General features: G+C 64.4%; 26 protein-coding genes. 14 read left to right on the top strand and 12 right to left on the bottom strand.

All coding sequences use genetic code 11. The features are described from left to right. Positions 1-31 precede the first annotated feature (31 nt). Positions 32-1,666 carry an alpha-L-fucosidase gene (locus tag LVJ94_44025; protein ID WXB03863.1) on the bottom strand — a complete coding sequence of 545 codons (1,635 nt, stop codon included), beginning with the start codon at positions 1,664-1,666 and terminating at the stop codon, positions 32-34. A gap of 170 nt (positions 1,667-1,836) precedes the next feature. Further along, the gene (locus tag LVJ94_44020; GenBank protein ID WXB03862.1) at positions 1,837-2,853 is read right to left on the bottom strand and encodes a putative zinc-binding metallopeptidase; all 1,017 of its coding nucleotides are present in this window, start codon (positions 2,851-2,853) and stop codon (positions 1,837-1,839) included. Positions 2,854-2,931: 78 nt separating this feature from the next. Between LVJ94_44020 and LVJ94_44015 the strand changes: the two genes are divergently transcribed. Further along, entirely contained in the window at positions 2,932-4,524 is a 1,593-nt protein-coding gene (locus LVJ94_44015; protein WXB03861.1) for a L,D-transpeptidase, read from the top strand. Positions 4,525-4,537: 13 nt separating this feature from the next. Here LVJ94_44015 and LVJ94_44010 read toward each other — a convergent pair whose 3' ends face one another. Further along, complete coding sequence (locus LVJ94_44010; GenBank protein ID WXB03860.1) at positions 4,538-5,422, bottom strand: GNAT family N-acetyltransferase; 885 nt, start codon at positions 5,420-5,422, stop codon at positions 4,538-4,540. 173 nt (positions 5,423-5,595) lie between these two features. Between LVJ94_44010 and LVJ94_44005 the strand changes: the two genes are divergently transcribed. Next, positions 5,596-6,018: a hypothetical protein gene (locus tag LVJ94_44005; protein WXB03859.1), complete on the top strand. Its 423-nt coding sequence runs from the start codon at positions 5,596-5,598 to the stop codon at positions 6,016-6,018. Further along, positions 6,015-7,310 (top strand): hypothetical protein, encoded by a 1,296-nt coding sequence (locus tag LVJ94_44000; protein ID WXB03858.1) that lies wholly within the window; start codon positions 6,015-6,017, stop codon positions 7,308-7,310. Before LVJ94_44005 ends, LVJ94_44000 begins: the two co-directional genes overlap by 4 nt. Here LVJ94_44000 and LVJ94_43995 read toward each other — a convergent pair. Further along, positions 7,276-8,208 (bottom strand): SDR family oxidoreductase, encoded by a 933-nt coding sequence (locus LVJ94_43995; protein ID WXB03857.1) that lies wholly within the window; start codon positions 8,206-8,208, stop codon positions 7,276-7,278. The two genes, LVJ94_44000 and LVJ94_43995, sit on opposite strands and share 35 nt — an antisense overlap. Before the next feature lie 58 nt (positions 8,209-8,266). Between LVJ94_43995 and LVJ94_43990 the strand changes: the two genes are divergently transcribed. Then, positions 8,267-11,500, top strand: a complete 3,234-nt coding sequence (locus tag LVJ94_43990) for an acetoacetate--CoA ligase (GenBank protein ID WXB03856.1) — start codon at positions 8,267-8,269, stop codon at positions 11,498-11,500. Between the two features lie 3 nt (positions 11,501-11,503). Here the strand turns inward: LVJ94_43990 and LVJ94_43985 are convergent, their stop codons facing one another. The 5 genes from LVJ94_43985 to LVJ94_43965 all read right to left on the bottom strand — a co-directional run bounded on the left by LVJ94_43985 (position 11,504) and on the right by LVJ94_43965 (position 15,739). Then, positions 11,504-12,382 carry a hypothetical protein gene (locus LVJ94_43985; GenBank protein WXB03855.1) on the bottom strand — a complete coding sequence of 293 codons (879 nt, stop codon included), beginning with the start codon at positions 12,380-12,382 and terminating at the stop codon, positions 11,504-11,506. 417 nt (positions 12,383-12,799) lie between these two features. Next, positions 12,800-13,663, bottom strand: coding sequence for a hypothetical protein (locus LVJ94_43980; GenBank protein WXB03854.1), 864 nt, complete (start codon positions 13,661-13,663; stop codon positions 12,800-12,802). A 224-nt stretch (positions 13,664-13,887) separates the two neighbouring features. After that, positions 13,888-14,487 carry a hypothetical protein gene (locus tag LVJ94_43975; GenBank protein WXB03853.1) on the bottom strand — a complete coding sequence of 200 codons (600 nt, stop codon included), beginning with the start codon at positions 14,485-14,487 and terminating at the stop codon, positions 13,888-13,890. A gap of 6 nt (positions 14,488-14,493) precedes the next feature. Then, positions 14,494-15,357, bottom strand: coding sequence for an SPFH domain-containing protein (locus LVJ94_43970; protein ID WXB03852.1), 864 nt, complete (start codon positions 15,355-15,357; stop codon positions 14,494-14,496). Between the two features lie 58 nt (positions 15,358-15,415). Further along, on the bottom strand, positions 15,416-15,739 hold the full coding sequence (locus LVJ94_43965; protein ID WXB03851.1) for a DUF962 domain-containing protein: 324 nt from the start codon (positions 15,737-15,739) through the stop codon (positions 15,416-15,418). 27 nt (positions 15,740-15,766) lie between these two features. Here LVJ94_43965 and LVJ94_43960 point away from each other — a divergent pair, with 27 nt between their 5' ends. From LVJ94_43960 to LVJ94_43940, 5 genes are all read left to right on the top strand, one after another. After that, complete coding sequence (locus LVJ94_43960; GenBank protein ID WXB03850.1) at positions 15,767-16,555, top strand: chlorite dismutase family protein; 789 nt, start codon at positions 15,767-15,769, stop codon at positions 16,553-16,555. Positions 16,556-16,759: 204 nt separating this feature from the next. Continuing rightward, positions 16,760-17,122: a MarR family transcriptional regulator gene (locus LVJ94_43955; protein WXB03849.1), complete on the top strand. Its 363-nt coding sequence runs from the start codon at positions 16,760-16,762 to the stop codon at positions 17,120-17,122. Then, positions 17,122-18,246, top strand: coding sequence for a hypothetical protein (locus LVJ94_43950; GenBank protein WXB03848.1), 1,125 nt, complete (start codon positions 17,122-17,124; stop codon positions 18,244-18,246). The genes LVJ94_43955 and LVJ94_43950 overlap by 1 nt, the downstream gene beginning before the upstream one ends. Before the next feature lie 197 nt (positions 18,247-18,443). Then, complete coding sequence (locus tag LVJ94_43945) at positions 18,444-19,565, top strand: hypothetical protein (GenBank protein ID WXB03847.1); 1,122 nt, start codon at positions 18,444-18,446, stop codon at positions 19,563-19,565. A gap of 342 nt (positions 19,566-19,907) precedes the next feature. Then, the gene (locus LVJ94_43940) at positions 19,908-20,114 is read left to right on the top strand and encodes a hypothetical protein (protein ID WXB03846.1); all 207 of its coding nucleotides are present in this window, start codon (positions 19,908-19,910) and stop codon (positions 20,112-20,114) included. A gap of 95 nt (positions 20,115-20,209) precedes the next feature. Here the strand turns inward: LVJ94_43940 and LVJ94_43935 are convergent, their stop codons facing one another. Next, positions 20,210-21,052, bottom strand: a complete 843-nt coding sequence (locus tag LVJ94_43935; GenBank protein WXB03845.1) for a thrombospondin type 3 repeat-containing protein — start codon at positions 21,050-21,052, stop codon at positions 20,210-20,212. Between the two features lie 283 nt (positions 21,053-21,335). On the opposite strand from LVJ94_43935, the gene LVJ94_43930 reads away from it, so the two are divergent. Genes LVJ94_43930 through LVJ94_43910 form a run of 5 tightly spaced genes read left to right on the top strand, consistent with a single transcriptional unit; the run spans position 21,336 to position 24,419 of the window. Continuing rightward, positions 21,336-21,908 carry an ATP-binding protein gene (locus tag LVJ94_43930; protein ID WXB03844.1) on the top strand — a complete coding sequence of 191 codons (573 nt, stop codon included), beginning with the start codon at positions 21,336-21,338 and terminating at the stop codon, positions 21,906-21,908. After that, positions 21,905-22,483, top strand: a complete 579-nt coding sequence (locus LVJ94_43925) for a serine/threonine-protein phosphatase (protein ID WXB03843.1) — start codon at positions 21,905-21,907, stop codon at positions 22,481-22,483. Before LVJ94_43930 ends, LVJ94_43925 begins: the two co-directional genes overlap by 4 nt. A 25-nt stretch (positions 22,484-22,508) precedes the next feature. Beyond that, complete coding sequence (locus tag LVJ94_43920; GenBank protein ID WXB03842.1) at positions 22,509-23,000, top strand: STAS domain-containing protein; 492 nt, start codon at positions 22,509-22,511, stop codon at positions 22,998-23,000. Next, positions 22,997-24,094 carry an STAS domain-containing protein gene (locus LVJ94_43915; GenBank protein ID WXB03841.1) on the top strand — a complete coding sequence of 366 codons (1,098 nt, stop codon included), beginning with the start codon at positions 22,997-22,999 and terminating at the stop codon, positions 24,092-24,094. The genes LVJ94_43920 and LVJ94_43915 overlap by 4 nt, the downstream gene beginning before the upstream one ends. A 25-nt stretch (positions 24,095-24,119) precedes the next feature. After that, positions 24,120-24,419, top strand: coding sequence for an antibiotic biosynthesis monooxygenase (locus LVJ94_43910; GenBank protein ID WXB03840.1), 300 nt, complete (start codon positions 24,120-24,122; stop codon positions 24,417-24,419). A gap of 150 nt (positions 24,420-24,569) precedes the next feature. On the opposite strand, the gene LVJ94_43905 is transcribed toward LVJ94_43910, so the two are convergent. Next, entirely contained in the window at positions 24,570-25,376 is an 807-nt protein-coding gene (locus LVJ94_43905; protein WXB03839.1) for an AgmX/PglI C-terminal domain-containing protein, read from the bottom strand. After that, a complete protein-coding gene (locus LVJ94_43900; protein WXB03838.1) occupies positions 25,373-26,173 on the bottom strand; it encodes a phosphate/phosphite/phosphonate ABC transporter substrate-binding protein in 801 nt (266 codons plus the stop codon). Before LVJ94_43900 ends, LVJ94_43905 begins: the two co-directional genes overlap by 4 nt. Between the last annotated feature and the right edge of the window lie 201 nt (positions 26,174-26,374).

Here is a 26,374-nt window from a genome sequence, read left to right as displayed (position 1 = left end):
GCTGGCGAAGCAGCAGTGGACGCGGCTATGCCTACCGGTCGCGGTAGACGCCAAAGGTGGAGATGGCTGCCGGGCCTCGGGCGGACGTGATGCGCAAGCGCAGCTTCGATGTCGTGACCGGTGTCGACAAGCGAACCAGCCGCTTGTAGCCGATGACCGTGCCCCACGTCAGCGTGGTCCAGGCGCCGCCTTGCCAAGCGTCGACGACGAACGACGTTACCCGCTGGCCCATGCGGATGTTCTCCTGCAAGCCGAAGGCGTTCACCTCTTGGGCCGCACCCAAGTCGACCATCAAAACACCGGTACTCGACGCGGGCTGCCACTGCGTGTCGTCATTTCCATCCACTGCGTGGGCCGGTACGTTGCCTGCGGTGTTCGTCGTGTCGTCGCCGTTCGCGGCTCGCGCACCCCGCGCCAGGTCGATGCCGAAAACACGCAATCGCCATTGGGCAAATTCGTTCAGCCGGGCGATGTCGGCGTCCGTGAGGCGTCCCCGATTGTCCGGCGGTACGTCGAGCAGCAGCACGCAATTGCGTCCGACGGATGCGTAATACATGGACTGTAGGTCGACCAGCGACTTGGGCTCGTGACGGTTCGTGCTCCAGAACCAACCCGGTTCGAGCCTCGCGTCGCATTCTGCCGGGAGCCATTTCAAGAAGTTCCACGCGCTGGTGCCGTCGGCGTTGCGCTTCCCGAGCAAGGTGTCGCTCCCCAGGTCCCTTGCCGTGACATCCGCCGGTAGGGTGATTCGATCGACGGCGCCGGCCGCGCTCCCGGTGAACGGCAACACGCTGTATTCGCTTTCTCGCGCGACGCCGTTCTCGTTGCCGACCCAGCGCACGTCGGGGCCGCCGTCTTGGAAGATCACCGCATCCGGCTGCAGCCCGCGGACCAGGCGTGTCCAATCGGGAAAATCCGAAGGGTTGATTTTGCCGCTGACCGCATTGGCGCCGTCCCACCACACCTCGTCGATCGGGCCGTATTCCGTGAGCAGCTCGTAGAGCGTATTCATGTAATAGCGATTGTAGTCGTCCGCAGTCACGGTGAATGCTGGCCCGGGCGGCCGCGTCCCATCGAGGCCAGGTTCGGGAATCGTCGTCGTGACAGCCGTGCTGCCGTTGCCGTATCGCCCGCCTTCCAACGCTTCGTGCATGTCGGCGGGCGAGAGATAAAACCCGACCCGCATGCCGAACTTGTGTGCGGAATCGACGAACGAACGCAGGACGTTCCCCTTGCCCCCTTGCCACGAACTCGACTTCACCGACTGCGTGCTGTAGCGCGTCGGGTAGAGCAGGTATCCGTCGTGATGCTTCGCCGTCAAAATGGCCTGTTTGAACCCTGCCTGTTGCAGGGATGTCACCCATTGATCCGTGTCCAGCGCCGAGGGGTTGAAAAGGTTCGGATCTTCCGTGCCCGTCCCCCACTCGCGATCGTCGAACGTATTGGGCCCGAAGTGTAAGAACGCGGTGAGCTCCATGCGCTGCCACGCCAGCTGGCGCGCCGACGGTGTCACGCTGGCTGCCTTGGCAAGGATTCGGGTCGTCGTATCGTTCGATGAAATGGTAACCACCTGATTCGCCCTCATGGCGTCGGTCTGCGCGGTGAGTGAGAGAGACAGCGTCATCGCTGCAAACAGCACGGCGCTTCCAAGATTCCGAGTGCCCATCGTTCGCCTCCGGTCGTTCGATACATCGGATGTGTATGGCCGCATCGCGGAGAACTACACGACCGATGGAGGCATGCGAGGTCAAAATTCAGCAACATGGCGCCCATGTGCAGTAGCCAATCGGCAGGGCGCAGATGTGCACACCAAAAAAGATTGGATCTATGGTTGGGCTACGTCTCGTAACGCCCGCTCTGCAGCCAGTGCATCGCCAATGCGGTGACCAAGCTGGTGACGGCGATGGTGAGCTCGTGATCGCGTTCGACGCGGAAGGTGAGCGCGAGGGCGTCGGCTCGTTCGGCCATTTGGGCGAGCAAACCCAGGGTGCGCTCGGGCATGTGGCCCGTCCAATGGTAGACGGAGCCTGGAAGATCGCGTTCGAGGCGCCGGATCAAATCCGAAACGGCGAGGCGGATGCCGGCTTCTTGGCTGTCCGAGAAGAGGCTCACCAGCATGCGATCGAGCCCTGCCACGCGCTCGCTCGGGCGGCCTTCGTAGTCTTGGTAGAATTGCTCCAGTGACATCGACAACGTGGCGACGTCGCCGTCGAGTTCGGCCGAGGTGATGACCGGATCGCTCCCGCGAATCTCGATCATCATGCGATCGCAATATTCGAGTTTGCGCAGGGCGCCGGGCCATTTGGCATATTCTTTTCGCCAATCGAGATCCGGTGTCATCCACACCGCGAAGGTCTCGGCCCAATCTTCGTCGGGGTGCTTTTGCGCGTACCAACCAGGCAAATGGTGCACGAATTCGCGGCTGAATGGGCGCGGGCGGTACTCCTCCTCGTAGGGGCGGGCCATGGGGCCGAAGCGCTCCGTCCAATCTTTGCGCTCGTGGAGGCGGTACGCGTAATTGACCACGTGCCCCATTTCGTGGCGCAGATACCGCAAAATTTCCTTCGGGCCCGAACCCTCCACGTGGCACGCGTGCTCGGCGTGGATCAACGTCAGCTCGGGACGCACCAAGTAGAAGGGGATGGCGATGGCCACCGTCGCCTCGGGCACCCCCCACTCCGTCGAGAGGTAGTAGCGCGGACGCACCTTGAGAATGCCGGCCCGGAGCCGCTCCTTCTCGAACTGCGCAATGATGGGTTCGAGGACCGTCCCCGTGATGGTCAGCCCCAGCTCGCGGATGGGCGTGCTGCTCTTGGTTCGCGCCGTTGTGGTCGCTTCCTCGAACGGGATCATGATGCTGGCGCCAGCGTACCTCCGGACGATGCATGCGGCGAAGTGGAACGACGGAGACAGCTATGGTACCGGGGCAACATGTCGGTCGTGACGTTCGGCTCAGCCCGGTTTTCCAAGGCAGCCGTGCTTGCAGGTGCTTGGCTTTTGTGGGGGACGGGATGCCGCAATCACGCCAACGACGCGCCATCCTCGAACGATGCGGACGCCTCCGCGGAGGGCACGGTGGTTCCCATGCCCGTGGCCGCCGATGCTGGCCCACCCGGTAGCCCGCCGCCAACGCCCAAGGTCGGCGCCATCGTGTCGCCCGCCCCCGTCTTCAGTGCGACGGAATTTCCACCGCGCGATCCGAACAAGGCCAGCGAGGAGCGGCAGGGCGTCTTCCGCCTGGGCTACCTGCGCAAGGGCGCGCTCGTCGAGGTGAAGCCGCAGATCGTCAAGAAGGGCAACTGCGCGGAGGGCTGGTACGAGCTCGTCACCGGCGGCTTCGTTTGCGGCAAGTACGTCACGTCCGATATGAACAACAAGGAACTGGCCAATGCGGCGCACGTCCCGTACGCCGATGGCCCGCTTCCTTACGAGTACGGTCTGAACCTCACCAACGGCACGCCGCTCTTCCGCCGCGCCCCCTCGCGCAAGGAGCGCACGGACGCCGAGCGCGGGCTGGCCATCGGCAAAACGAAGCGCGGGCCCGATGGCAAGGCGCTTCCCACGCCGGAGGCCGCGGCCATGGCTGCCTCGGGCCAGGACACGCCGTGGTACCTGAAAAGCCACGGCGGGCGCCCGCAGGTCACCTTCGACGAGTTGAAGGGCGAGACGGGCCTCATCGTCTGGCGCATGGTGCGCGGGTTCTATCTGTCGCTGGACAAAGAAGTGAAGCTGCCCGCGGGCAAAATGTGGCGCACCACGGATGGCTATTTCGCGCCGAGCGATCACCTGATCGTGCACAAGCCCACGACGGAGTTCGAGGGCGTGTGGGTCGGCCACGACGACGAAAAGCGCAAGCTTCCGCTGGGCTTCATCACCCACCCGCGCGCGTGGCGCTACCAATACGACGAAGCCGAAAAGAAGGTGCGCCGCAACGAAAACGTGCCGCGCTTCACCATCGTGCAGCTCACCGGCAAGAAGGTCATCGTCGAGGAGCGGGCCTACTACGAGACGAGCGACGGCTACTGGATGAAGGACCTCGACGGCCAGCCCGTGATGGCCAGCGCCCCGCCCTCGGATCTCGCCAAAGGCGAGAAGTGGATCGATATCAATCTAAAGACGCAATCACTCGTGGCCTACGAAGGCGACAAACCGGTTTATGCGACCATCGTTTCGACCGGCCGCCACAACGACGAAGACAAGTCGCAAGATCATCGCACGCCCATGGGCTCGTACCGCATTCGCGAAAAGCACACGTCGGCCACGATGGATGACGATGCCACGAGCGAAGGCCCGTACTCGATCCAAGACGTTCCCTGGATCATGTATTTTCACGGCAGCTACGCGCTCCACGGCGCCTTCTGGCACTCGAGCTTCGGCCACGAGCGCAGCCACGGCTGCGTGAACATGACCCCGCACGACGCGAAGAACGTCTTCGAATGGGCCGGCCCCACCCTGCCCAAGGGCTGGCACGGCGTCCGCGCCACCGACAAGAATGCGGGCGCCCGGGTCATCGTGCACGAGTGAGCCTTGGACCCGACTAGGGCCGGCGCTTCGTCAGATCCAACTCGAAGACCATTTGCTGCCGCTCGGCGGAGGCCAGCGGGTCGGCTTCGTCGGACCACCAGCGCATCGGGTGGAAGCCGCAGGCGCGGTACGCGGCGATCGAGGGCAGGTTGCGAACGTTGATGTTCACGTAGATGCTCTCGAACTTGCGCTCGTACGAAATGGCCACGGCGTGCTCGATCATTTTGCGGCCGCCGCCGCAGCCGCGGTAACGCCGGTCCACGAGCGTGAACGCCGAGTAGGCCTGCGATCCAAAGCCCAGGTGGATGTTCACCCCCACGAGCCTCGCCCCATCGAACAGGCCGACCACGTGTTGGTTGGCGTGGGCCTGCACCGGCAGCCCGCGCCCGCACGCCTCTTGCCAAAACGAGCGCACGCCGGGCCACTCGTCCGCAGACAAGAGCCGCGTGGTCAGCGGCAGGCGCTGTTGCTTCTGCAGCCGGCGCTTCACCGAGCGAAGGTGCGCGGAGGCCACCGCGGCGTACCAGCTGGCGCGTGTAAACTGCACGGGATTGACGGCGACCGCGCGATCGATGCTGCGCGGCTGAACGACGCCGAGGATGCCGTCCGTCCAGCGATCTTCGAAGGGGGCAACGTCGGCGCGAAGGCGCATGCCCGACGTGGAGGAGCCATTCAACTCGAGCACGCGACGGAAGGCGATGCGGTTGCCCGAGAGCAGGCACACCGCCTGGCCCACACGCGGCTCGCCGCGCTCGATCACGAGCTCCTCGGCGCCCAAGGTGAGGATGCCCGCTTCGGACACGAGCATCTTCCAACGCGATGGCAGCGCGCCCGAGGTCGCACGGTGCACCACCTCTTCCTCGGGAAGCCGTTCGATGCGCGGGTCGTGTGTCCCCATTCCGACGGGGTGAGAATAGGACAAAACCGCGCGAACTGTAACTGAAGCTTAGGCAAGGCAGCGTTCTGTCCCGCGGTGACCCAGTTTGGCACATGAGAGCGCCAGAACGCCCCGACTCTGCCCGCGACTTTGCGGATTCGGCCTTTGGCATTGCCTCTGCACGAGACCGGTAGATGCGGGCAAAACAGGTTTGGTCGATCGCGATCGCGGGGCTCGGTCTGCTCGTGACGAACATGGCCACCGGGGCGTTGCCCCCGCCGCCGCCCACCCCGTGCAACGTCGACACCGACTGCCCGGGATGCGTCCGTTGCGTCGCCGGAGGGTGCAGCGGCGCGGAGGATTCGGGGCGTACGTGCATGTGCAACGAAGAGTGCGCGCGCGCCGGCCAAGGCTCGTGCGACGTCTCCACGACCAAGCCGCGTTGCGGAGGGAGCTGCGTCGCGGGCCTGCCGCCGCGGGCCCTCACGTGCGGTGCGGGCGACGACTATCCGAAGCTCGAGGCCCTGCAGCCGAGGTCCCAAGAAGTTGCACCGGCGGTTCGCGTTCTCGAGGGTACGCCCGTCGTCATCGAGCGGGTCATCGGAGGAGCACGATGAAGCGCGCCATCGCGTTGGCCGTCGTGGCGTTGGCCGCTCTCCCAGCGTTTGCCGCGTGCACCTCCAAGAAGGAATACGAGGCGCACTTCGTCTACAAGGACGCCGGGCCAAGGGAGAATCCTGCGGTGCCGGAGCCGCGCGTCGACCCATCGCCGATGACCGATGCGTGCCAAACCACCTGCACGGGGCTCACCGTGGTGGGGTCGGTCGTCGAGCTCCAACCGCCCTTCGAGGACTCGGGCGGGGACTCCTCGGTGACGTTCGGGAAAGGGAATTGGTACGTGGCATGGGGAGGCCGACCGGCGCTGGTCACGCAGATCCAGCGTTTCACCGCGGACGGGAAGCCCGCGGGGGCGACCCGTCGCGTCGAACGCACCACGCCGGGGCAGCTCGTATGGAATCCTCGCGGGGACGGGGAGCTCGATCTGCTCGCGGAGTGGTGGCCCGCCAACGATGCCATGACCGACGCGGCGTGGCTGCGGTTCGACCCGAATCTGGCGCCCACCGCGGGTGCCTTCCGCATCCAAGAGGTGAAAACCATCCGGTACGGTTACGACCGCCTGGAGATTCAGGGCACCCGGCTCGAGAGGACGAGCACCTTGGATCGCACGCAACCGATGGTGCGTCTGCAGCGTCTCGATCCCGCGGGTGGGGCGGGGCAGAGGATCGAGCAATCCGATTGGTATGCCCCGTCGAAGTCGTCGTGGTTGGCGGTCAACCGCGTCGGCGACAAGCGGCTCGTGGCCTACGCGGCCGATGGTGCCCTTCAAGTCGCGGGGCTCGGGGCGAATGGAAGCCTGGGCACCCCGAGCCGCGCCATCGAGGGACTCGCGGCGACCCCGTCCGTCCTCGTGCGAAGTGCGATGGTCGGGAAAGACTTGTGGGTCGCGGCCTTCGTGTCGGAGCAGCCGCCGTCGATTCCGCGAACGGTGCTTCTGCGGAGGATCGATCCCGCCACGCTCGCGGTTCTGGATGCGGAGCCCATTCGCATCGCGTGGCCCACGGGCCATCCGAGCGATCTCATTGCCGCGAACGGCACCTTGGCGCTGGTGGGGGACCTCGAGGGCGACAGGTCGCCCTTACGTTGGAGCTTCGTCCCCGTCGACACGCAGGCCCGTGCGGTATGCCGTCCGAGCACCGTGGTGGTCGTCCCCGACCGAAGCGCGCATCAGACGATTCGAGCGGTGCACTTCGAGGGTGACACGGCCGGTGTCACCCTCGATACGTGGACCGGCTCCGGCCCGCGGCACATGTATTTCACCCGCCTCGCGTGTACGCGACCAGCTCCCTGAGGCCCTCTTCCACGCTGACCTTCGGATCGAAGCCCAGCTCGGTGCGCGCCCGGGAAATGTCCGCCAGCGAATCGCGGATGTCGCCCGCGCGCGGCGGCTGGTGCTCCGGCGTGATGCCGCGCCCGACGGTGCGTCCGAGCATGGCCACCAATTCGAGCAAGGTGGTGCGCTGTCCGCGGCCGACGTTGTACACGCGCCCTCCGACGCCCGGCACCGTCGCCGCGAGCAGATTGGCCTGCGCCACGTCGCGCACGAAGACGAAGTCGCGCGACTGGTTCCCATCGCCGAACAGCGTCGGCGTCTCACCGCGCAGGGCCCGATCGACCAAAACGCTGATCACACCGCTGTAGGGCGACTTGGGATCTTGCCGCGGGCCGAACACATTGAAGTAGCGAAGGGTGACCGACTCCACGCCGTGCAGCCGCGCGTACGTGCGAAGGTACAATTCGCTGGCGAGCTTTTCGACCCCGTAAGGCGATATCGGATCTTCGCGCATCGATTCGCGCTTGGGCAATTCCGGATCTTCGCCGTACACGGCGGCCGATCCCGCGAAGACGATGCGTTTGACGCCTTGGCGTTTGGCCGCGAAAAGCACGTTCATCGTGCCTTGCAGGTTGACGTCGTGGGTCTCCTGAGGATGGTCGACCGAATAAGGAACCGAAACGATGGCCGCTTGGTGAAAGACCACGTCGCACCCGGCCATGGTGTATTCGAGCCGCGGCGAATCGCGCACGTCGGCCTCGATGATCTCCAGTTTGTCCTCGGGGATGTGGCGTAAATTTTCACGCTTCCCCGCGGAGAAGTTGTCGTACACCCGCGCGCGATGTCCGCTGCGCACGAGGTGCTCGACGATGTGTGATCCGATGAAACCTGCGCCTCCGGTGACCAGCGCAATCATGCAAAAACCTCCCGGGTCTACGACTAACACACCGAGCCGTGCTGCATCCAAGATCGATATGAAACCCGACGACGGCGGCGCTTTCGCCAGCGCGACGTTCCCCATCGGCCTGCTTGCGCCGGGCACCACGTATGGCTTCGACCGCGAAGATCGCGCAGAACCGCTGCCGATTTTCGTCCCCCATACGGTCACGGTCGCGCAGTCGCAGATGACCGACTTCATCTGTTTCTGCGAGGAGACCACCGGGTGGCGCTTCGACGACCCCGCCGCGTTTCATCGATTTTCGGTCCAAGAGTACCGCCTCTTCTGGCGCCTCTTCCTGGAGTGGTCGGAGCTCGACGTGGAGGGCTCCTACGAGCCGGTGTGTGTGGGACAAGTCTGCGAAACCGCGGAGTTCTTCCCCAAGCTGCGCCTTAGCTTCGTGCAGAACCTCCTGGCCGCGCGCACCTCGGAGCAGCTGGCCCAACCGGCGCTGACCGCGTGCAACGAGCGCGGCGATCGGACGGTGTGGACGCGGGCCGAGCTGACCACGCGCGTGCTCCGGCTGGCGTCGGCGCTCCACCGGCGCGGGCTGCGCAGCGGCGATCGCGTGGTGGCGGTGGTGTCGAACACCGCGGAAACTGTGGTCGCCTGCTTGGCGACGGCGGCGCTGGGGGCCATTTGGTCCTCGATTGCGCCCGATATCGGACTTCCTGCCATGGTCGAGCGGTTCAATCAGCTCACCCCTTCTTGGCTGTTCGCCCATGGCAGCTATTTTCATCACGGTTACGAGCGGGTCGTGACCGAGAAGCTCACCGAGCTCGTGGAGGCGCTTCCGTCACTCGAACACGTGGTGTGCTTGCGCGGCCCGGAGCCGGCGATTCCAGCCGGTCGCGACGTGCCCGTGGAGTCGATTCGCGACGTGCTGGCCTCGGAAACCGCGCCGGTGTTCACCTGCCTCGAGGAGTTGCCGCGATTCGAATTCAACCACCCGCTTTATATTCTGTTTTCGTCGGGCACCACCGGAAAGCCCAAGTGCATCATGCACGGAGCGGGCGGCACCCTCTTGGAGCACGTGAAAGAGCACCGGCTGCACACGGATCTGCGGCAGGGCGACACCATGTACTTCCACACCACGTGTGGATGGATGATGTACAACTGGCAATTGTCCGCACTGGCCAGCGGTACGCATATCGTCATTTACGACGGCTCCGTGTCCTACCCCGAGGCCGATGCACTCTGGCAGCTCGTCGAGCGCGAGCAGATTACCGTTTTCGGCACCAGCCCTGGATATTTGCAGTATACACGTGACGCGGGAATCACCCCGCGCACGCGCTACGATTTGACGGCGCTGCGGGCCATCATGTCGACCGGCTCGGTGTTGCCGGACGCATTCTTCCACTGGACTCGCGATGAGGTGAAGGCGGTACCGCTTCAGTCGATCTCCGGTGGAACCGATATCATCGGGTGCTTCTTGCTGGGGCATCCGCATCTGCCGGTGTACGAGGGTGAGCTCCAATCGAAGAGCCTCGGGCTCGACGTGCGAGCGGTCGGACTCCGCGCGACGGCTGGGACGGCGAACGACTGCATCGCGTTCGGAGAGCTAATTTGTGAAAATCCGTTCCCATCGCGTCCATTGGGCCTTTATGGCGACCCAGACGGGGTGCGCTTTCATGATGCGTATTTCCGTCAAAATCCTGGTGTTTGGACGCACGGAGATCTGCTCGAATTGACGTCACGGGGGACGGGGCGCATTCACGGTCGCTCCGATGGTGTGATGAACATTCGAGGCATTCGCATCGGGCCTGCCGAAATCTATAGCGTGCTAACCGGCATCGACGACGTGCGCGACGCCGTGGCCGTGGAACAAACCGCACCGCACGAACCCGGCGGAAGCCGGCTCGTTTTGGTGGTGGTGCTTCGTGAAGGTGCCTACCTCGATTCGTCGTTGGTGCGGCGGATTCGCAAAGCGCTTTCCGAGCAATGCTCGGCGGCACACGCGCCCGCGGTGATCGCGGAGGTCGACGAACTTCCCACGACCCATAGCGGAAAGCGCTCCGATCGCGCGGTGCGCGATGCCATCAATGGCAAGCCGGTGCTCAACGTCACCGCGCTTCGCAATCCCGAGTGCCTTCACGCGCTGCGCGAGCATCCGGCGCTGCGGCTCGATGGGCCGGGCGATGCCGCGGAGGTTTCGTCGCTGCTCACGCCGAGCGAGGTGGTGGTCTCGCGGTACGTGTTCGGCGAAAAGACCGATTCGCTGGAAGGGCGATTGGCAGAAATCTGGGAAACGGTGCTGGGGCTGCCCGTCGCCTTGGACGACAATTTCTTCCAATTGGGGGGCCACTCGCTGCTCGCGGTGTCGCTCCTCGGCCGGGTGGAAAAGGAATTTGGGCGGCGCCTGGCCATGTCCAGTTTGCTCCATGCGGGAACGGTGCGGACGATGGCCGCGCTTCTGCAGCGCGGTGCGATGGATCGCTCGACGTTGATTGCGATTCAGCCGAAAGGGCGCAAGCGCCCGGTGTATTGGCTGCCGGGCGGCGGCGGGTTGAGCGTGCTCGCGTTTCGCGAGGTGTCGCTGCTCTTGGGCGAGGATCGGCCCGTGTACGGGCTCGAGGCGGAGCTGCGGCTCGATGGGTCGAAGAACGATCTGCCGAGCATGGCGGCCGATTACATCGATGCGATCCGGGAAAAGCAGCCGCACGGGCCGTACGTGCTCCTGGGGTTTTCCCTGGGCTCGTGGATGGCCTACGAGATGGCGGTGCAGCTGCGCGCGCGCGGCGAATCGGTGGCGCTGCTGGGGCTTTTCGATACGGCGGTGCCAGGGACGTTGAGCGGTGTGCAACAGGTGACCGCGGCGGCGCAGCGCGTGCGCCACCATTGGCGAAACCTGCGGGGCCTGCCCGCCGGGAACATGTTCTCCTATTTGAGCGACGCCGCCGAGGTGCTCGCGCACAAGGTGCAGCGGCAGCTCGGGCGCAGCCCGTCGGAGCCGCCGCCGCCCGACAGCGAGGCCGCCGCGACCTCGATTTTCGACGAGGTGGACCGAAAGAACCGCGGCATCGTCGATGTGTACAGCCGCGGCCCGCTCACGCAGTACCCGGGCAAGGTCACCTTGTTCTTGGCCGAGCGCACGTCGCAATCCGGCTTGTCGCCGGAGCTCGACGCCCGCCTCGGATGGCGCAACCTCGCCGAGGGCGGAATCGACGTGCACAAGGTGCCGGGGAGCCATCTGTCCATGCTGGAGCACCCGCATGTCGAGGGCCTCGCCAAGGTGCTGCGCGAATGCCTCGCGCGGGTGGACGAAGCGTAAGTCTTATTTGCACTTCGTCGTCATGAGTTCATCGAAGCGGGTGCGCATGGCCGCATCGCGCACGACGACCAAGTCGGTTTGGACGTCGCGTAGCATTTGGCAGCCTTTTTCGGCTTCGTTGTTCTGAAAGCCCCAATTGGCGCCGAGGAGCGCGCGGCTGATTCGCTCTTGCGCATCGATGACCGGTTCGCACTGGCTCGCGTGGGCGTCGGGCTTCGTCGGGATGGCCGCCATGATCGCGCACGCAACGACGGCGAGAAAGCATGCTCCCTGGATCACGCGCATGAAGCGGTCCGCGGTCTGGCCGTGGTGCCTGCGCCCGTCGACGATCGCCACGACGGTGGCGATGGCCACGGGGGCGAGCATGAGCAGGAGGGCCCGTTTCGACGAGGTGACCGCAAGGAGGTACTGCCCCTCGAAGGCCCAACCCCATCGCGCCGAGGGTAACGAGCATTTTTCGGCGAAGCTCGCCTCCGCCGCCCTTCGAATCGACCAGGTGAGGTAGGCGCCCAGCCACAGCCCAATCTGACTCGCGAACAACGTCGACGTGGTGAGCGCGGGCACCGGCCGCACCCCTCCTCGCACGAGCCGCGCGGCAAACCCGACGAAGAGGACCGTGCCCAAGGCGAACGGCGTGGCGAGCTGGAGGACCGCGGGCCCTTTGGGCTGCGACCCGAACGCGATGAACGTCCCCACAGTGACGAAGCCCGAAAGCAAGGTCGAGAGCACGAGCGCGATGAGCGCGATGTACCGCGCGAACTTGGTGCGCCGCTCGAAGAGCAGCGCAAGGACGCCGAAAAGCGCCGACCAACCCGCCAGCATGCATGCGAAAATCGGCCACGGGCCGTTGTTGTAAGCGCTCCAGAGCGGGTCGAAATCCATACCGGCAATGATAGTCGCAACCTGCGATCGCTTGTCTGGTCCTGCGAGCGCGTCGCAGTCGAACCGCGGCAGCGGGACAAGTCCGGCGAGGCCGGCGCCCTTGCCCGTTGATCGTGCGAAGATCGTCTGGCGTTTCGGCGATCCTCTTTTTTTGAGCCGCACGTCGCGCCGGTCCCGCCGGTTTTGTTCCGCTGCCGCGGTTCTCGCACCGGAACGACGCGAGATCGGTACGTCCTATCGAACGTCACCTTCGCACAAAAGAAAACGTGCCGCGCTCCCCAATTCGGGAGGCGGCACGCAAGATCGGACTTTACCTTCGAGTCATCCCGCGCGAGGCGGAGACCTTCCCCATGCTTCACACCCCGCGCGCGGAGTGCTCGAGAAGCAAAGCCCGATATGGATTACGTTGGTGAGCGACTAAGTGCTGCTACCCGCGCAGGTGATGCCCGCAGAGGCTCCTGCTACGACCACATCGGCCAAGTCGAGAACGTTGACGTGAAGTGCGTTGGTCTGAATGCTACCGCTGTTTCCTTTGCTATCGACGAGCTGCTCGTTGATGACGATGGTGATGCCGTGGCCAAGACCGTCGCCGAGGAGCTCGATCTTCTGATTGGCCTTGCCGGGCACGATTTCGAGGATGTTGTTGGTGCCGATGCGCAGCTTGGCCACGATGGTGTCGCCGGCGAGCACGGGCTTGCCGTTCTTGCACGAGGCGCTGGCCGTCGCCTTGAGGACGTCGGCTTGAATGTCAGCCTGCAGGCCCAAGTTCTTCAGAAGGTCGTTCAAGACGTCCAGCGAGACGACGCTGCCCAGCTTCAACTTGCTCAAGCCCACTTCCACGTTGGCGATTTCCGCCACCGAGTCGGTCTTGCAGTCGGCGCCATCTACCGTCGCGTCGAGGACGCGTGCACGGAGAAGATTCGGGATCTGCAGATCGAGGAGATCCGCCTTGGCATGGCCGCCGGTCGGCCCAATCGACGCATCGCTGAAGGGAACGTGAATGCCGCCGTTCTCGAGAACGTTCTGGTCGAGAAGAGGGATCTTCAGACCGGGCAGCAAGTGAATGTCCACCGCACGCGAGATACCTGCGTACTGGCAGTTCTTGGCCGGCGGCGGCGGCGGCGGCGGGCAGTGGTCGCAATGATTCTGAGAGGAGTCACCCGTGAGGTTCCCTTCGTCGCTTGACGACGAATCGTTTCCTGCCGCGCAACCTGCAACCAACCCAATCATGCAACCCGCAAGAACCGCACGCTTCGCCGAAGAAATGAGAGTACTATTCATCGTTAAAACCCCCTTGGTGTTCTTCGCTCGGTCACTGTCGAGACTCTCGAACGCGACACCCGGGTTCTACGATGCGAACCCCCCACGGTGGGTTTCCAGATTACGTTATGCGGGAGCACGACCGAATTAGTGACCATGTGCCGAAATTGATACTGAAGCTAGGCGTGCAGGACGCATAGTCACGATTCCGAGCTCGGCTCCGTTGCATATACGAAATAGCCTCTTTAGAAATGCGGCCGGCTCCGGATCACGCGCACATGCGCCCCCTCCGGCCCCACGAGCAAAAGGCACAAAGCTTCGGAAATTGCGCGGAGATCGCGCTCCAGGCTCTCCCCAGCCGTCCGCGTTACGGAACTAACATCCATCGTTGCGGTGATGTCACGCCCGCGTGACGCAATATCCAATTTTACATGACGCGCGCGCCGTGCGGCTTCCACTTCGCCGCGCTCCGTCAAATACGTCTCCAGCGCTTCCGGCATGCCGCTGCGCAACGAATCGCCGCGATAATGGCCTTTTTCTCGGACCGCGCCGTTCCAATGGATGCGCAGCTCGTGCAGGCTTTCCAGCGGCTGCAGGGCGATGGATTCTGCAATGGCCACGGTCAGTGCATCGACCACGGGTGGCTCTGGAGCGATATGCGCGAACAGTGCGGCGTCCAGGCCAATACCTACTAAGTGACCTGATGTCGTACCTTCACTCGATTCCCATGTTGCTACCGCATGGCGAATCCAGATATCGCCCGTTCGCAGCGCCTCCGCGACGGCGCGATCCTCCATTTGAGCCGACGAGAATGCGGCACGCCGCAATTCTTCAGGCGAGATCATGCCCCATCATCTCATCGCGCGGCGTGCAGGCTGCTGAACCACCGCCGGCTCCTCCACCGCGGGTTCCTCTTCTTCTTGTCGCTCCTCGCGCGTCTCGCCGTCGCTCTGCGCGAGGGCCATCGCGGTGGCAGCGACGCGCGTGCGCATGTCGCCGTAGGGCTTCGCGAGGTCGAAGATCACGCGGCTCGTCCGTCCCGACATGTTCTGCAGCGCTTCCAATCGCCGCAGCTCCATCGCGCCCGGCGACGAGGCCAGGATCTCCGCCGCTTGAGCGAAGTTTTTTGCACTCTCGACGTCCGCGCGGCTCTTGATCACCACGTACTGCCGATCGCGCTCGGCGATCGCCACACGTGCGATCACCTCCTGCATCTGCTGCGGAAGTTGAATGTCTTGCATCGCAATCGCCTCGACGTGAAGCCCCCACTGCGACACGAACTGCTCCACCGCCTTGCGGATCTTGAGCGCAATCTCCTCGCGGCGGGACAGCAGCTCGTCGAGCCGAGTTTCGCCGACGATGTCGCGCAGCACCACTTTGGCGCGGTCCCGCACGGCGTGGTCGTAGTTCTCCACGTTGAGCACCGCTTTTTCCGGATCGATCACCTTGTAGTAAATGACGGCGTCGATGGACGCGGTGACGTTGTCCGCCGTGATCACCTGTTGCTGAAACAAGTCACGGTTGCGAATGCGCGTGTCGACACGCACGATGCGCTGCAACCCTGGAATGATCCAGGTGAGCCCCGGCGTCAGCCGCCCGGTGTAGCGCCCCACCGTGAACTTCAGTGGGGCCTCCCATTGGGAAATCTGGCGTAGGCCGGACAAAAGATAGAGGGCGACGAGCGGCAGAAGCATAAGCAGGGCGACGAGCTCCATGCCCCAAGTATGCGCCTTCTTTTGCCCTGCTGCGTCTTCTTTCCCCCCTCCCGCGGCTCTAGCTGGCCGAGCCGTTTTCTGGCGTCGTTTGCAGCTTCATCAGCCCGATCTTCTCACCCCACCAGAGGAGACCCACGACCAGGCTGCGTTTGTCCTCGACGAACGACGGCTTCTTGCCCTCGAACGCGTGCCCTGCGAACTGGAAGCCCCAACCCACGGTGAAGAGGCCCGCGGCCAGCGGCAGGCCGATGATCGTGGCGCCGATGGGGAGCGAGGCGGCGATCATGGGGATGCCGATGGAATGGAACGCCTGGTTCTTCGGGTTCTGGTGATCGTCTTTGTAGCTTTCCAAGAGACGGGACCATTCGCGATTGAGCTGCATAGGGCGCTATGTAACATTCTTTCTGGCATGAGCACCACCACCCAAAGGCCCGAAGGCGGCACCAGCGAGAGCACCGAAGCGAAACAACCGGGGCTCCCCAAAATCGACGTGAACGAGTACGGCGGCAAGAAAGAAGGCGTGCGACAGAGCATGAACCGCCGCCTTTTCATGCAGCTGCTCGCGTTCGACGTGCCGGTCGACGTCAACGCGAACGACGTGGCGTCGGAGCTGGGGAAGCTCCTTCGCAGCCGCAACATTCCCGGCGTGATCTACGCCGACACCATGAGCCCGCGCGGCCTCGGCCTTCTGTCGTGGGGCGAGGATCCAAGCCATTTCGTGCGCGCCGTGCGGCCGCTGTTCACCGAGCCATTCCTGCGCTCGGTCACCTTGCGCCAGGACATGGCCATGCTCGGCCGCAGCTACAGCACGGGGCACGAGCCGGATCTCGAGTTCGTCCTTTTGAAGCGACCCATCCAGAACGTGCTCAACGAAAGCTACCCGTGGCACGTCTGGTACCCTCTCCGGCGGACAGGGGAGTTCGCGCGGCTAGAGCCCATCGACCAAAGCCACATTTTGCGTGAGCATGCATCGATCGGCATGGCCTACGGGGCGCAGGAGCTCGCTCACGACATCCGCCTTGCGTGTCACGGGCTCGACGCGCAAGACAACGAATTCGTCATCGGGCTCGTCGGAGGCGAGCTTCACCCGCTTTCGCACCTCGTTCAGTCGATGCGAAAAACCCGTCAAACGTCGGAGTTCATCGCCAAGATGGGGCCGTTTTTCGTCGGCTACGTGCTCGAGCGAAGCAGCGGCTGACGGCGCCGCGTTGTGGCCATAACACGCGAGAATACAAGCTTGTTCGCCCGCTGACACGCATAGCGCGGGCGAGTAAGCTTCCGCGCCATGCCAGCTACCAATAGCGCCGGTCTGACCCCTGAACAGTGCAAGGAGATGGAGACCTTGTGCGCGTGCTTCAATCTCCGAAGAGCCGCACGGGCAGTGACCTCGCATTACGACTCCATGCTTCAACCCTTTGGGATCAAGGCCACGCAATTGGCGATCTTGGTCGCGCTGAAGAACTTGGGCCCCGCGTCCATGAGCGCACTTGCAGATACATTGGTTCTCGATGCGTCCTCGTTGTCCCGCAACGTCGCGTGGCTCACCAAGGAGGGCTTCGTGCGACAAAGCCGCGGGAAAGACGGGCGCGTGCGTCCGGTGGTGCTCACGCCCAAAGGAGAGCGTATTATCTCCCGGGCATACCCGGCATGGTCCAGCGCACAAAAGCTCATCGAAGGGTCGTTCAGCGATCGCGAATTCAACGCGGCGCTGACATTTCTGAGGCGCGCGACGGATGCCGCGCTACGGGTGGAGGATCTCGACTGATGTTTTCGAGGGGGTGGTTGGGTGCAGCCGTGCTGCTGGCGTTGTCCGCGGCCGCAAGTGCAGGCTGCGACGAAGTGCAGCGCAAGAAGGACCTCACGGCAGCGACGGAGCGCAAAGAGGCGAGTACTGCGGCGAGTGCCAGCACGAATGCGGCATCGACCACCCCCGCCAAAGCTCCCGAAACGGAAAAAGCGCATACGCGCACGGTGCTGGCGCGCTTCAAGAAGCCCAAGGGGCTGGCCGTTTCCGGCGGCTCGGCGTTCGTGATGGATGCGCTCTCGGGCGACAAAGATCAGAACGAGGTTCTCGATCTTCTGCGCGTGCCCGTGCCCGCGGGAGGTGAGCCGGTGCGTGCAGCGACGAAGCTGCGGTCGGCGGGCACCCCCATCGTCGTCAAGGACAGCGTGTTCTTCGCCACGGGCGGCGACAAGCCGAACGGCGCAGCGGATCGCCTGCTCAAAGTGGCGGCGGATGCGAGCGGCGCGGCCGCGGTGCAGGTTGCACCGAAGACCCTCGCGCTGGCCGATCCCGCGGTGGCCAGCGACGGCACGAATCTGTATTACCTCGCCGCGACCGACGACAAAGCGAAGCTCGATGTGATGCGCCTTCCGCTCGCTGGCGGAGCGCCCACGAAGGTGGCCTCCGGCGATCGCTCGGCGCGCGTCTTGTTCATCGCCGCCGATGCGAAATACGTCTATTGGCCCGAAGCGGGCCGTTTGGTGAAGGTGCCCGTCGCCGGCGGCGAGCCCAAAGAAGTTGCCAAAGTGGTTTACGCCTGGGCGGCGGCGAGCGACGGCAATTACCTCTATTGGTCCGATAGCCCCGGCGAAAATATGGGGACCATCCGCCGCATCAAGTTGGAAAGCCCGTCGGGGCCCGGCACCGCGGCGGAAACGTTGGCCAGTGGATTCTCGTTTCCCGTCGGCCTCGCGCTCGATGACAAATCGGTATTCTTCGTGAACTACGACGCCGAGGATGGAGGTGTGTACCGCGTGGCCAAAACCGGTGGGACCACGGCGACGCTCATCCGCGGGCAGAAGCACCCCAAGCGCATTGCCGTCGACGAGCGGCACGTCTACTGGATTAACGTGGGCGAAGGCACCCTCTCGCAAACGGACAAGTAAGGAGAGCCTCGCCGAGGCTCATCCTCGCCCGGAGGCATCGAGCGCTCGTTCGGCGCGAGCGCAAATCTTCGGGATTTATCGCGGTTCCGTCGACTGGCATCCCCGGACATGGTTTTTGCACCCGGGTAGTACCTGGGACCACCATGATCATCCGATGCCCAAATTGCCGGCAAAAGTATTCCATCCGGGATGAGAAGATGCGCGGTCGAACGGCGCGCATTCGATGCCGCGTGTGCGGCGAGTCTCTGCTCGTATCGGGCGAATCCGCCGAGGCGGAGAGCACGTCGAGCGAGTCGCGTCCGCCCGCATCCAGCCCCAGTCCAGCGGAGGTGCGCACCACCGGCGAGCGCATTTCCGAGGACACCTCACGCATGGGGCGTATGTCCTTCGAGAACACCGCGCCCATGGAGGACGTGAGCGAGCTTCGTGCGCTCGCGCAGCGCATGACGCCGAGCTACGGGGAAGCCTCCGGGGAAGCGCTCGGGCCCGTGGAGTCGCCGCCGCCGACCCTGCAGTTCAGCAGCAAGACGACGATGCCCATGTTTGGCAATGCCGGCGCGAAAAGGGCCGACGCCGCGAGCACGCCGCCCGCGAGCACGCCGGGAGAGGTGCCCCCGGCGCCGGACTCGAATCCGTCCACGGGCGCGCGCAACTCGACCTCGATTCTCTTCTCTCTGGCTGCGCTGGCCGAGAAAGAGCGCTCGCAGGTGGTGGCCATCGGGCCGCGCTCCGAGAAAGAGCTCGCCGCCGTCCCTGCGATCGACGGCGAGGGGGATCACTCGGGCCTCATCGATCTGCATCGGCTCATGCCGAGCGGCTCGAAGCTCTCGGTGCAGCTGGTGAAGCCCGCCAGCTCGAGCGAACCGCCGCTGGCCGTGACCCGCGACGTTCCCAAGCCCGCACCACGAACGGGCCGCATGGTGCTGTTTGCTACGCTGGGCGTCCTTCTTCTTCTGGGCGTGGCGTTCGGCATGCGCTCGGCCCTCAAATGGGCCGCGGCCAAGGACATGAGCCGGCTCGCCGCCGCGCAAGCGGCTGCCCTGGAGTCGCCTCCTCCCGCGATGGCCTCACCGCCACCCAAGGAGGAAGCGCCCAGGCTCGATAGCCTGGTTCCACCCCCTCCGCCCGCAGCGGAGGTGACCGCGTCGTCCGACGCCACGGTCACCAAGGCGGTGAAGTCGAAGAGCCGCAAGCATCGCCACGGCTCACGCCGATCGAAGGCCGCGCAGGCCCCCACCGAAGCGCCGGCGCCGACCAACGATCCCTGCCATTGCAACGGCGACCTCGCCTGCAACATGCGCTGCGCGAGCCGCAACTAGCCTCGAGTAGGGCTGAACTAGCCGGGGCCGACCGCGCGCACGCGATGCCTCACTGCGGCACATCGTCACGGGCTCTACGTCATTTTTATTGGCGTTCCCATGTAGCCGTGTAGCCGATGCGCGTGGATCGATATCTGCTTCATCTCGGCGCGAAGGGCGGCCGGAAGGCCGGGGAGAACGGAGGTGAGCATGTTGAGTCAGCCGGACAGATACGAACAATTTAGCGGCCGCGAAAGGCGTCGCCATCGCGTTTTCGTCACGCACAACAGCGAGTATCACTGCCGAGACGGCATTTGCGTGGCCGTGCGAGATCTGCGCACGCGACGATTCCTTCCTGATCACATGGCCGTAGGAAAACGCGTTAGCTCCGGCATTCGATTCACCGAAGTCGGCGGCATCGCGTCCATATCCGAGCCGGGTGATCCGCACGTGGGCGAACAGATATGCTTCATTTCCGGTGAACCGGAGCCGGAGGAGGAAGTCCTCACGAGCCCGGTGAAGGCCATCGAGCGACCCCCCAAGGACGTGGTCGCGCTTTATCCGAATTGATCCTTTCGCACTAAACGGCGTGCGTACTGCGGCAGGGAGACATCAGTTGAGATGCCTGGGGGCCGCAGTGACGTTTCGCGACCGATCGTCGCGCTCTACAACGCTTCGTAGCGACAGACGCGCAGCTCGGTGAACCGGGCCTTCGTCTCGCGGGTGAGAAGGCCGACCGAGCCCTGCACACTGCTCAGACCTGTCGCCGATACGTTGACCGTTTTGCCGTTGCCGAACGTCAGGCTGCATGCGATTGCGCCGGCGCGCACGTTCATTTCCAATCGAAATACTTCGTTGACGTCGACCGGGTTGCGCGGCACGCGGGCCAGGGGCGTGATGGTGATGGCGTCTGCCGACCCTCCGAATCGAAGGACGGAAAGTTGGGCCTCCTCCGGCGCTTGGGCGCTGTCCACTTCGATTCCGCATCCCTCGGCCTCGAACGCGTGCGAGGCATCCACCGAGGCGCCGAAGACGAGAAAGATTTGGCGCAAATTCTTCCCGCCGAAATTGGCGATGCCCGTCGAGGCGGAGCTCACGCTCGCCCAAACGTCGCCCATCGTTCCTCCGCTCAAGAACGCCACGTCGCTCGCGCCGGCCTCGAGTCGGGATTGCAGAAGTGCGCCACCGGATAGCGCCCAATGCTCGCGCGCAAATCCCTCGGGGGGCGAAAAATTCTCGGGCCCTGCCGCCACGCGGTAGCTGGCCAGCTTCGCATCGCCCGGGTCGCAGTCGCAGGCGTCGCCAATCCGATCGAGATCGCGATCCGTCTGGTCGGCGTTGCGTACGGCCGGACAGTTGTCGCGCGCGTTGACGACGCCGTCCCCGTCGAGGTCCTCCGATGTTCCGGGGTCGTCTTGGTCGGGACTCTCCTCACCCTTCGAGCACGCCAAGGTGCAGACGATCAGAGAGACCCAAACGAGGATGTGCGGCAACCGAGGTTCGAGCATGTGAGCTTACAGAGCCGACATGCAAGCAGAAATGCGCACACTACACCAGGACCGGCGTCCGAAATCCGAAGGAGGGCCTGACGAAAAAGGAAGAGTTGATTCGTCGAAGTAGTGATACATAAACTGAAGGCTTGGACGGGTTGCCCTTATCGGTCGGCGGGAGGGACGGGTGCTCATGATTTGAGCACCGTTTCCATTCCGGGACATGGTTGTGCGCGAGCCCCCTTCACCGACTATCCACGATCGAGTTGTGGCGATTCTCACGCGCTACATCTCGCCCATTATGGCGCAAGGCGTTTTGTCGCGCGCGTTGCGGGAGTGCAAACTCACGCCCGAAACGCTCAACGGCTCGAGCCTCATGGGCCTGTACCCGAAGCTCGAGGTGGGCATCAAGCTGTTCGTCGAGCCATCGCTTCAGGAGAAGGTGTGGGCGGAGCTCGATGCGCTGGCTGCCGAGCACCATCCCAACACGCCAACCCTGGTGACCATCACGCAGGAGCGTGACATCGCCGAGGCGCGTGGCCATGCGCGCTTGCTCTGTGAGCGGATGCGTGCCCGGCCGGTTGCGACGGAACGCGTTGTCACGATCGTGAGCGAACTGGCGCGCAACATCGTCAATTACACGCCAGGCGGCCAAATCGAGATGGTGAGTGAACGGGTGCCCCGCGCCAAGATTAAGATTTTGGCAACGGACCGTGGCACGGGAATCCCCCATCTGGAGGAAATCCTCTCGGGCCGGTATCGAAGCCGGACGGGCCTGGGCAAGGGCATCACCGGGGTGAAGCGGCTGTCGGACGGCTTCGACATTCAGACGTCCACCGCGGGCACCAAGATCTCGGTGGAGGTGACCTTGTGAAGTGGAGCATCGGGACGCTCACCCGCCCTCGCATCGGGGAAACGGAAAATGGTGACTGCCCCGTCGTCCGCCACGCGGATCGGGTCACCTTGGTGGGCATCGTCGATGCGCTTGGACACGGCAGCGCTGCGGCACGGGTGGCGGACATCGCCACGCGCCACCTCGAGCAGGTGCCGCTCGACGGCGGTATCGAGTCCGTGATGCTCGATCTGCATCAAGGCCTCGCGGGGACCCGGGGGGCGGCGGCGATTCTCTGCCTGCTCAACGAGGACGACGACCTCGAAGGCTGCGGTGTGGGCCACGTCTTCTTCCGCTGCGGGCCCACGCGCGTGCCCGCGGTGCTGGGGGAGGGCGTGCTCGGTGCCCGGTTGCGGCGGGTGCGCTCGTTCACCTCGAAGCTCCAGCGTGCGGATCGCATCGTCCTGACGTCGGACGGCGTGGCTCCGTACTTCGGCCTGGCGGACTTCGAAGGCCTATCGCCGGAGCGAACTTGCAGTGAGATCATGATGCGTCACGGTCTCGGGCACGACGATGCCACCGTGGTCGTGGTCGACGCGGAGCCAAAATCGGCCTAAAAAACGAGAACAACGGAAAAGAGCCATGCCTGCCACGCCGAGCGGAATTCCGATTTTGAAAGTGTGGAATCGACTCCTCGTCACCCTGCAAGGGGATATCGGAGACGAGACCGCCGAGCGGGCCACCGCGGAGATTCTCGACATCATCCATCGCCAGCGCTCCGAAGGCCTCGTCTTGGACATCACCGGTGTCTTCACGTTGGATAGCCACCTTTGCTTCGTGCTCTCGAAGCTGGCGTCGGCCGCCAAGTTGATGGGGACGCCCACGGTCATCTCGGGCATGAGCGCGCAGACGGCGCAGACGCTGGAAACCATGGGCGTGCGATTGCGCACCATGCGCACGGCGCCCAGCGCGGAGGTCGCGCTGGAGATGCTCGGTGTGAAGGTCACGCTGCATCGTCCCGACGACGACTTGGACGTGCGCGCCCTCGCCCGACGCCGCGAGGTCGAAGAGCCGGTCTCGCTGGCCGATCTAGCGGCCGGCGGGCGCGGACCAGGAAGGCCATCGCGTCCATGAACGACAAGGCCAATCCCGCGATCTCCGTCGGCGGTCTGCGCTTCGAGTGGGACCTGGACGGGGGGCGCGTGCTCGCATCGGGCAATCCCGTCATGAGCCTTTGGACCGAGACGACGATGGCTCGGTTCATGTCCGCCATCCACAGGATGGTCGGCACGGAGCGATTGAACCTCGCGCTGTACGGATCGGGAGAGGCCACGGCGGAGGCCGAGTGGATGCAGTTCGTGCAGCCCGCGGCGAGCTTCGAGGATGGATTGCGCCGCATCGGTGGGGTGGCCCCTCTTTTGGGGCTCGGTCATTGGGAGCTCGTATCGCTCGATCGCGCGAAGAAGGAGCTCCGCTTCCGCACGCGGAACAGTTGGGAGAGCGTTTACCAGCGCGCGCTCGGCGTCTCGTGGGGATCGAGCTCGCTGGCCGGCCGGTTCGCGGCCTACGCGAAGCGTCTCTTCGGTGAGAATTGTTGGGCCGATCAGACGGCGTTCCTCACGCAGGGCGATCCCTGGGACGAGTTCGTGGCCCGCCCCTCGGATCGCACGGTGGAGGGGCAGCTCGAAGCGCTGATCTCCGCCGACAAGGCGACGCGTGCCGATCTGGACGCGGCGCTCGATCGACTGAAGCAGGAGATCCACGAGCGCAAACAGGCCGAGGAGCGCCTCAAGCAAGAGATCCACGATCGGAAGCAAGCCGAGCAAACCTTGTTGGACAAACTCGAGATCATCCGCCGCCAGGAGGACTCGATTCGGGCCATGTCCACGCCGATTTTGCAGCTCTGGGAGGGGGTGTTGGCCCTTCCGGTCATTGGATTGGTCGACAATGCCCGCGCCAATCAAATGATGGAGAGCTTGCTAGATGCCATCGTGAAGACGCAGGCGCGCTTTACGATTTTGGATCTCACCGGTGTCGACGGCATCGATACGAGCGCGGCCGATCACTTGCTCAAGGTCGTGCGGGCGGCGCGTCTTTTGGGCACCCGCTGCGTGATTTCGGGCATTTCTCCGGACATGGCCCAGACCATCGTCGGCCTCGAGCTCGACCTGGCCGAGCTCTCCTCGTTTAGTACCTTGGAGTCCGCGCTTCGGTATACCCTGCGCTGACACGAGTCGAACTCGGAGGAACACTATGTCCAGTACGCTGACGGTCGTTGCTTATTTGCATGCCAAGCCGGGGCAGGAGAAGAAGCTGCTCGACGAGCTCGTTGCTATGCGGGAACCTTCGCTCGCCGAGCCGGGCTGCATTTCGTATCAGGCCTACGTGGAGGGAAGAGACCCGCACCGCATCGCGATGATCGAAGAATGGAAGGACCGCGCTGCATTGAATGCGCACTTCGAGTCGCCGCATTTCCAGCGGTTCGCGCCGAAGCTCGAAGGCCTGCTCGCCGAACCCCTCGTCATCAAGCATTTCACGGCCGTCGACGGCTGAAGAAGGAGATTCACGGGAAGACGGGAAGACGGGAAGGTTAAGAGGTTTCCACTCGTCACAGTTCCCGGAATCAAAAAAACTTCCCGTCTTCCCGTCTTCCCGTCTTCCCGTCTTCCTGTGAACTCTCTCTCTGTAGAGCGGCGCGACGGGCTAGGGCTTTTTGCCGACTTTGATGGGAATGGTCACACTCCCCGAACCGTGTTTCGGTTTGGGGAAATGCCATTTGGAGATCTTGTCGGTGGCGCAGGTCAGTACGTCCTCGGGAATGTCATTTCCGCGATTGGCCACGGCGCAGGCCACGTTGCCGCGCGGATCGATCTTCGCGTGGACGTAGAAGAAGCCCACGAGGCCCGGCTTCTTGGCCATGCCGTCGAGGACGCACTCGTTGATCTGCTCCATGAGCTTCATCACGACGATGCCTGCGCGGTCCACGCCGTGGGTCTCGAGGCTCTCGATGCCCGCGGCACCGGAGCGCGGTTGCTCTTTGGATAGCTCGACGGCGCCGTCATCGAGTTCGAGGGGAATGGACAGGCGCGTTTCTCCTGCGGGGATCGGCTCGCGGGCGAGGCGCGTCGCGAGGCAGGCTTCGACCTCGCTCGAGAGGCCTGCGCCCTCACTCGGGATCACGCACGATGCACGCCCGTCGCGCGCGGCGACGTTGAGCACAACGTGGCCCTCGGTCATCGTGGGGTTCGACTTCTTGCCGGCCGCGTAACACGCGATGGCATCTTTGCGGATCGCGTCGACCAGCGGCACGTGCGGATCCGGAGGTGCGGCCGGCGCGGAGGCGGCCGGTGCGGGCGCGGGTGCCGGCTCGGACTTCGCCGGTGCGGTCGGCGCGGAGGCGGCGGAGGTTTGCGACGGTGACGAGGAAGCCGGCGAAGAAGAAGCCGCGCCCCCGCAGGCGCCGACGCCGACGAGAGCCAGTGCCAGCGACGCGCGTGCAATTGTTTTCATGGGGAATCGTCCTCGATAGCCCCCCGTAACACTTCGTAACCCGTGAGTGGACCGTCCTGGAACCCTTCGGCACCGAAGATGCGGCGCATGATCTTACCCATGTGCGCGTCCTTGGGCATGGCAAGAAGCGCCTGCGTGAGCGTCGCGCGCTCCGTGTCCTCCAAGGACGCGTGGGCCGCGACGACGTCGCCGGGGATCGCCCCGACGGTCATGAGCACGCGAATGCCGGCTTCACCACCGCGCACCGGTGTCCAGGCGCCGCGCAGCAAGCGTCCTTGCTCGGTGAGCTGCGCATACGTGCCGCCGATGTTGGCGCGCCCGGAAAGCACGGCACCGACCACGGCTTCGTGCGAACCGTAGAAGCGTTCCTCGCGGAAGAGGTCGCGCGGGGTGAAGCCCTTGGCGGCCAAGGTCGCGCGCGGGATGACATAGCCGGAGGCACTCCATCGGTCGACCCAGGCTGCACGCGAACCGCGCAGCATTTCCAGCGAGCGAATCGGCGAGTCGGCGCGCACGATCATGGCGGCATGAAAGCTGGCCCGGCCGGCGCGTTCGCTTTTGAGCAGATGGGCGACTTGCTTTTCCCGTTCGAGGCGCAGGTACACGAGCGGTGGCAGCCACGCGACGTGGGCCTGACCGGTGCGAACCATTCGTTCCAACTCGACGTACGAGAGCGACATGCGCGGCGTGATGGCAAAGCCCGTTTGCGCGCTCAGCCACGTGGTGAGCTCGCCGAATCGTTCGCCTACGGGTTCCGCGCTACCCTGCCACGCAAGGGCAAACACCAATCGCTTCATCTGCCCTTTTTGCCCGGCGCCGGACACCATATTGCGTATCGTGCGCGACTTTTCCGCGCGAATCTAGACGGCCGAGGGCCCATGTAACACCGGTATGAGATGATGGGTAAGAGCCGTGCGTGTCTCATGGATCGATATCCCCTCGGGGGGACTGCCAATCCCCGGGGGTCATGTGCCACCGTGTGTTACCTCTAATGCCGG

The sequence above is a fragment of the Sorangiineae bacterium MSr11367 genome (assembly GCA_037157805.1).
GTDB lineage: Bacteria > Myxococcota_A > Polyangia > Polyangiales > Polyangiaceae > Pendulispora > Pendulispora rubella.
This window is presented reverse-complemented; position numbering and strand designations above follow the sequence as displayed.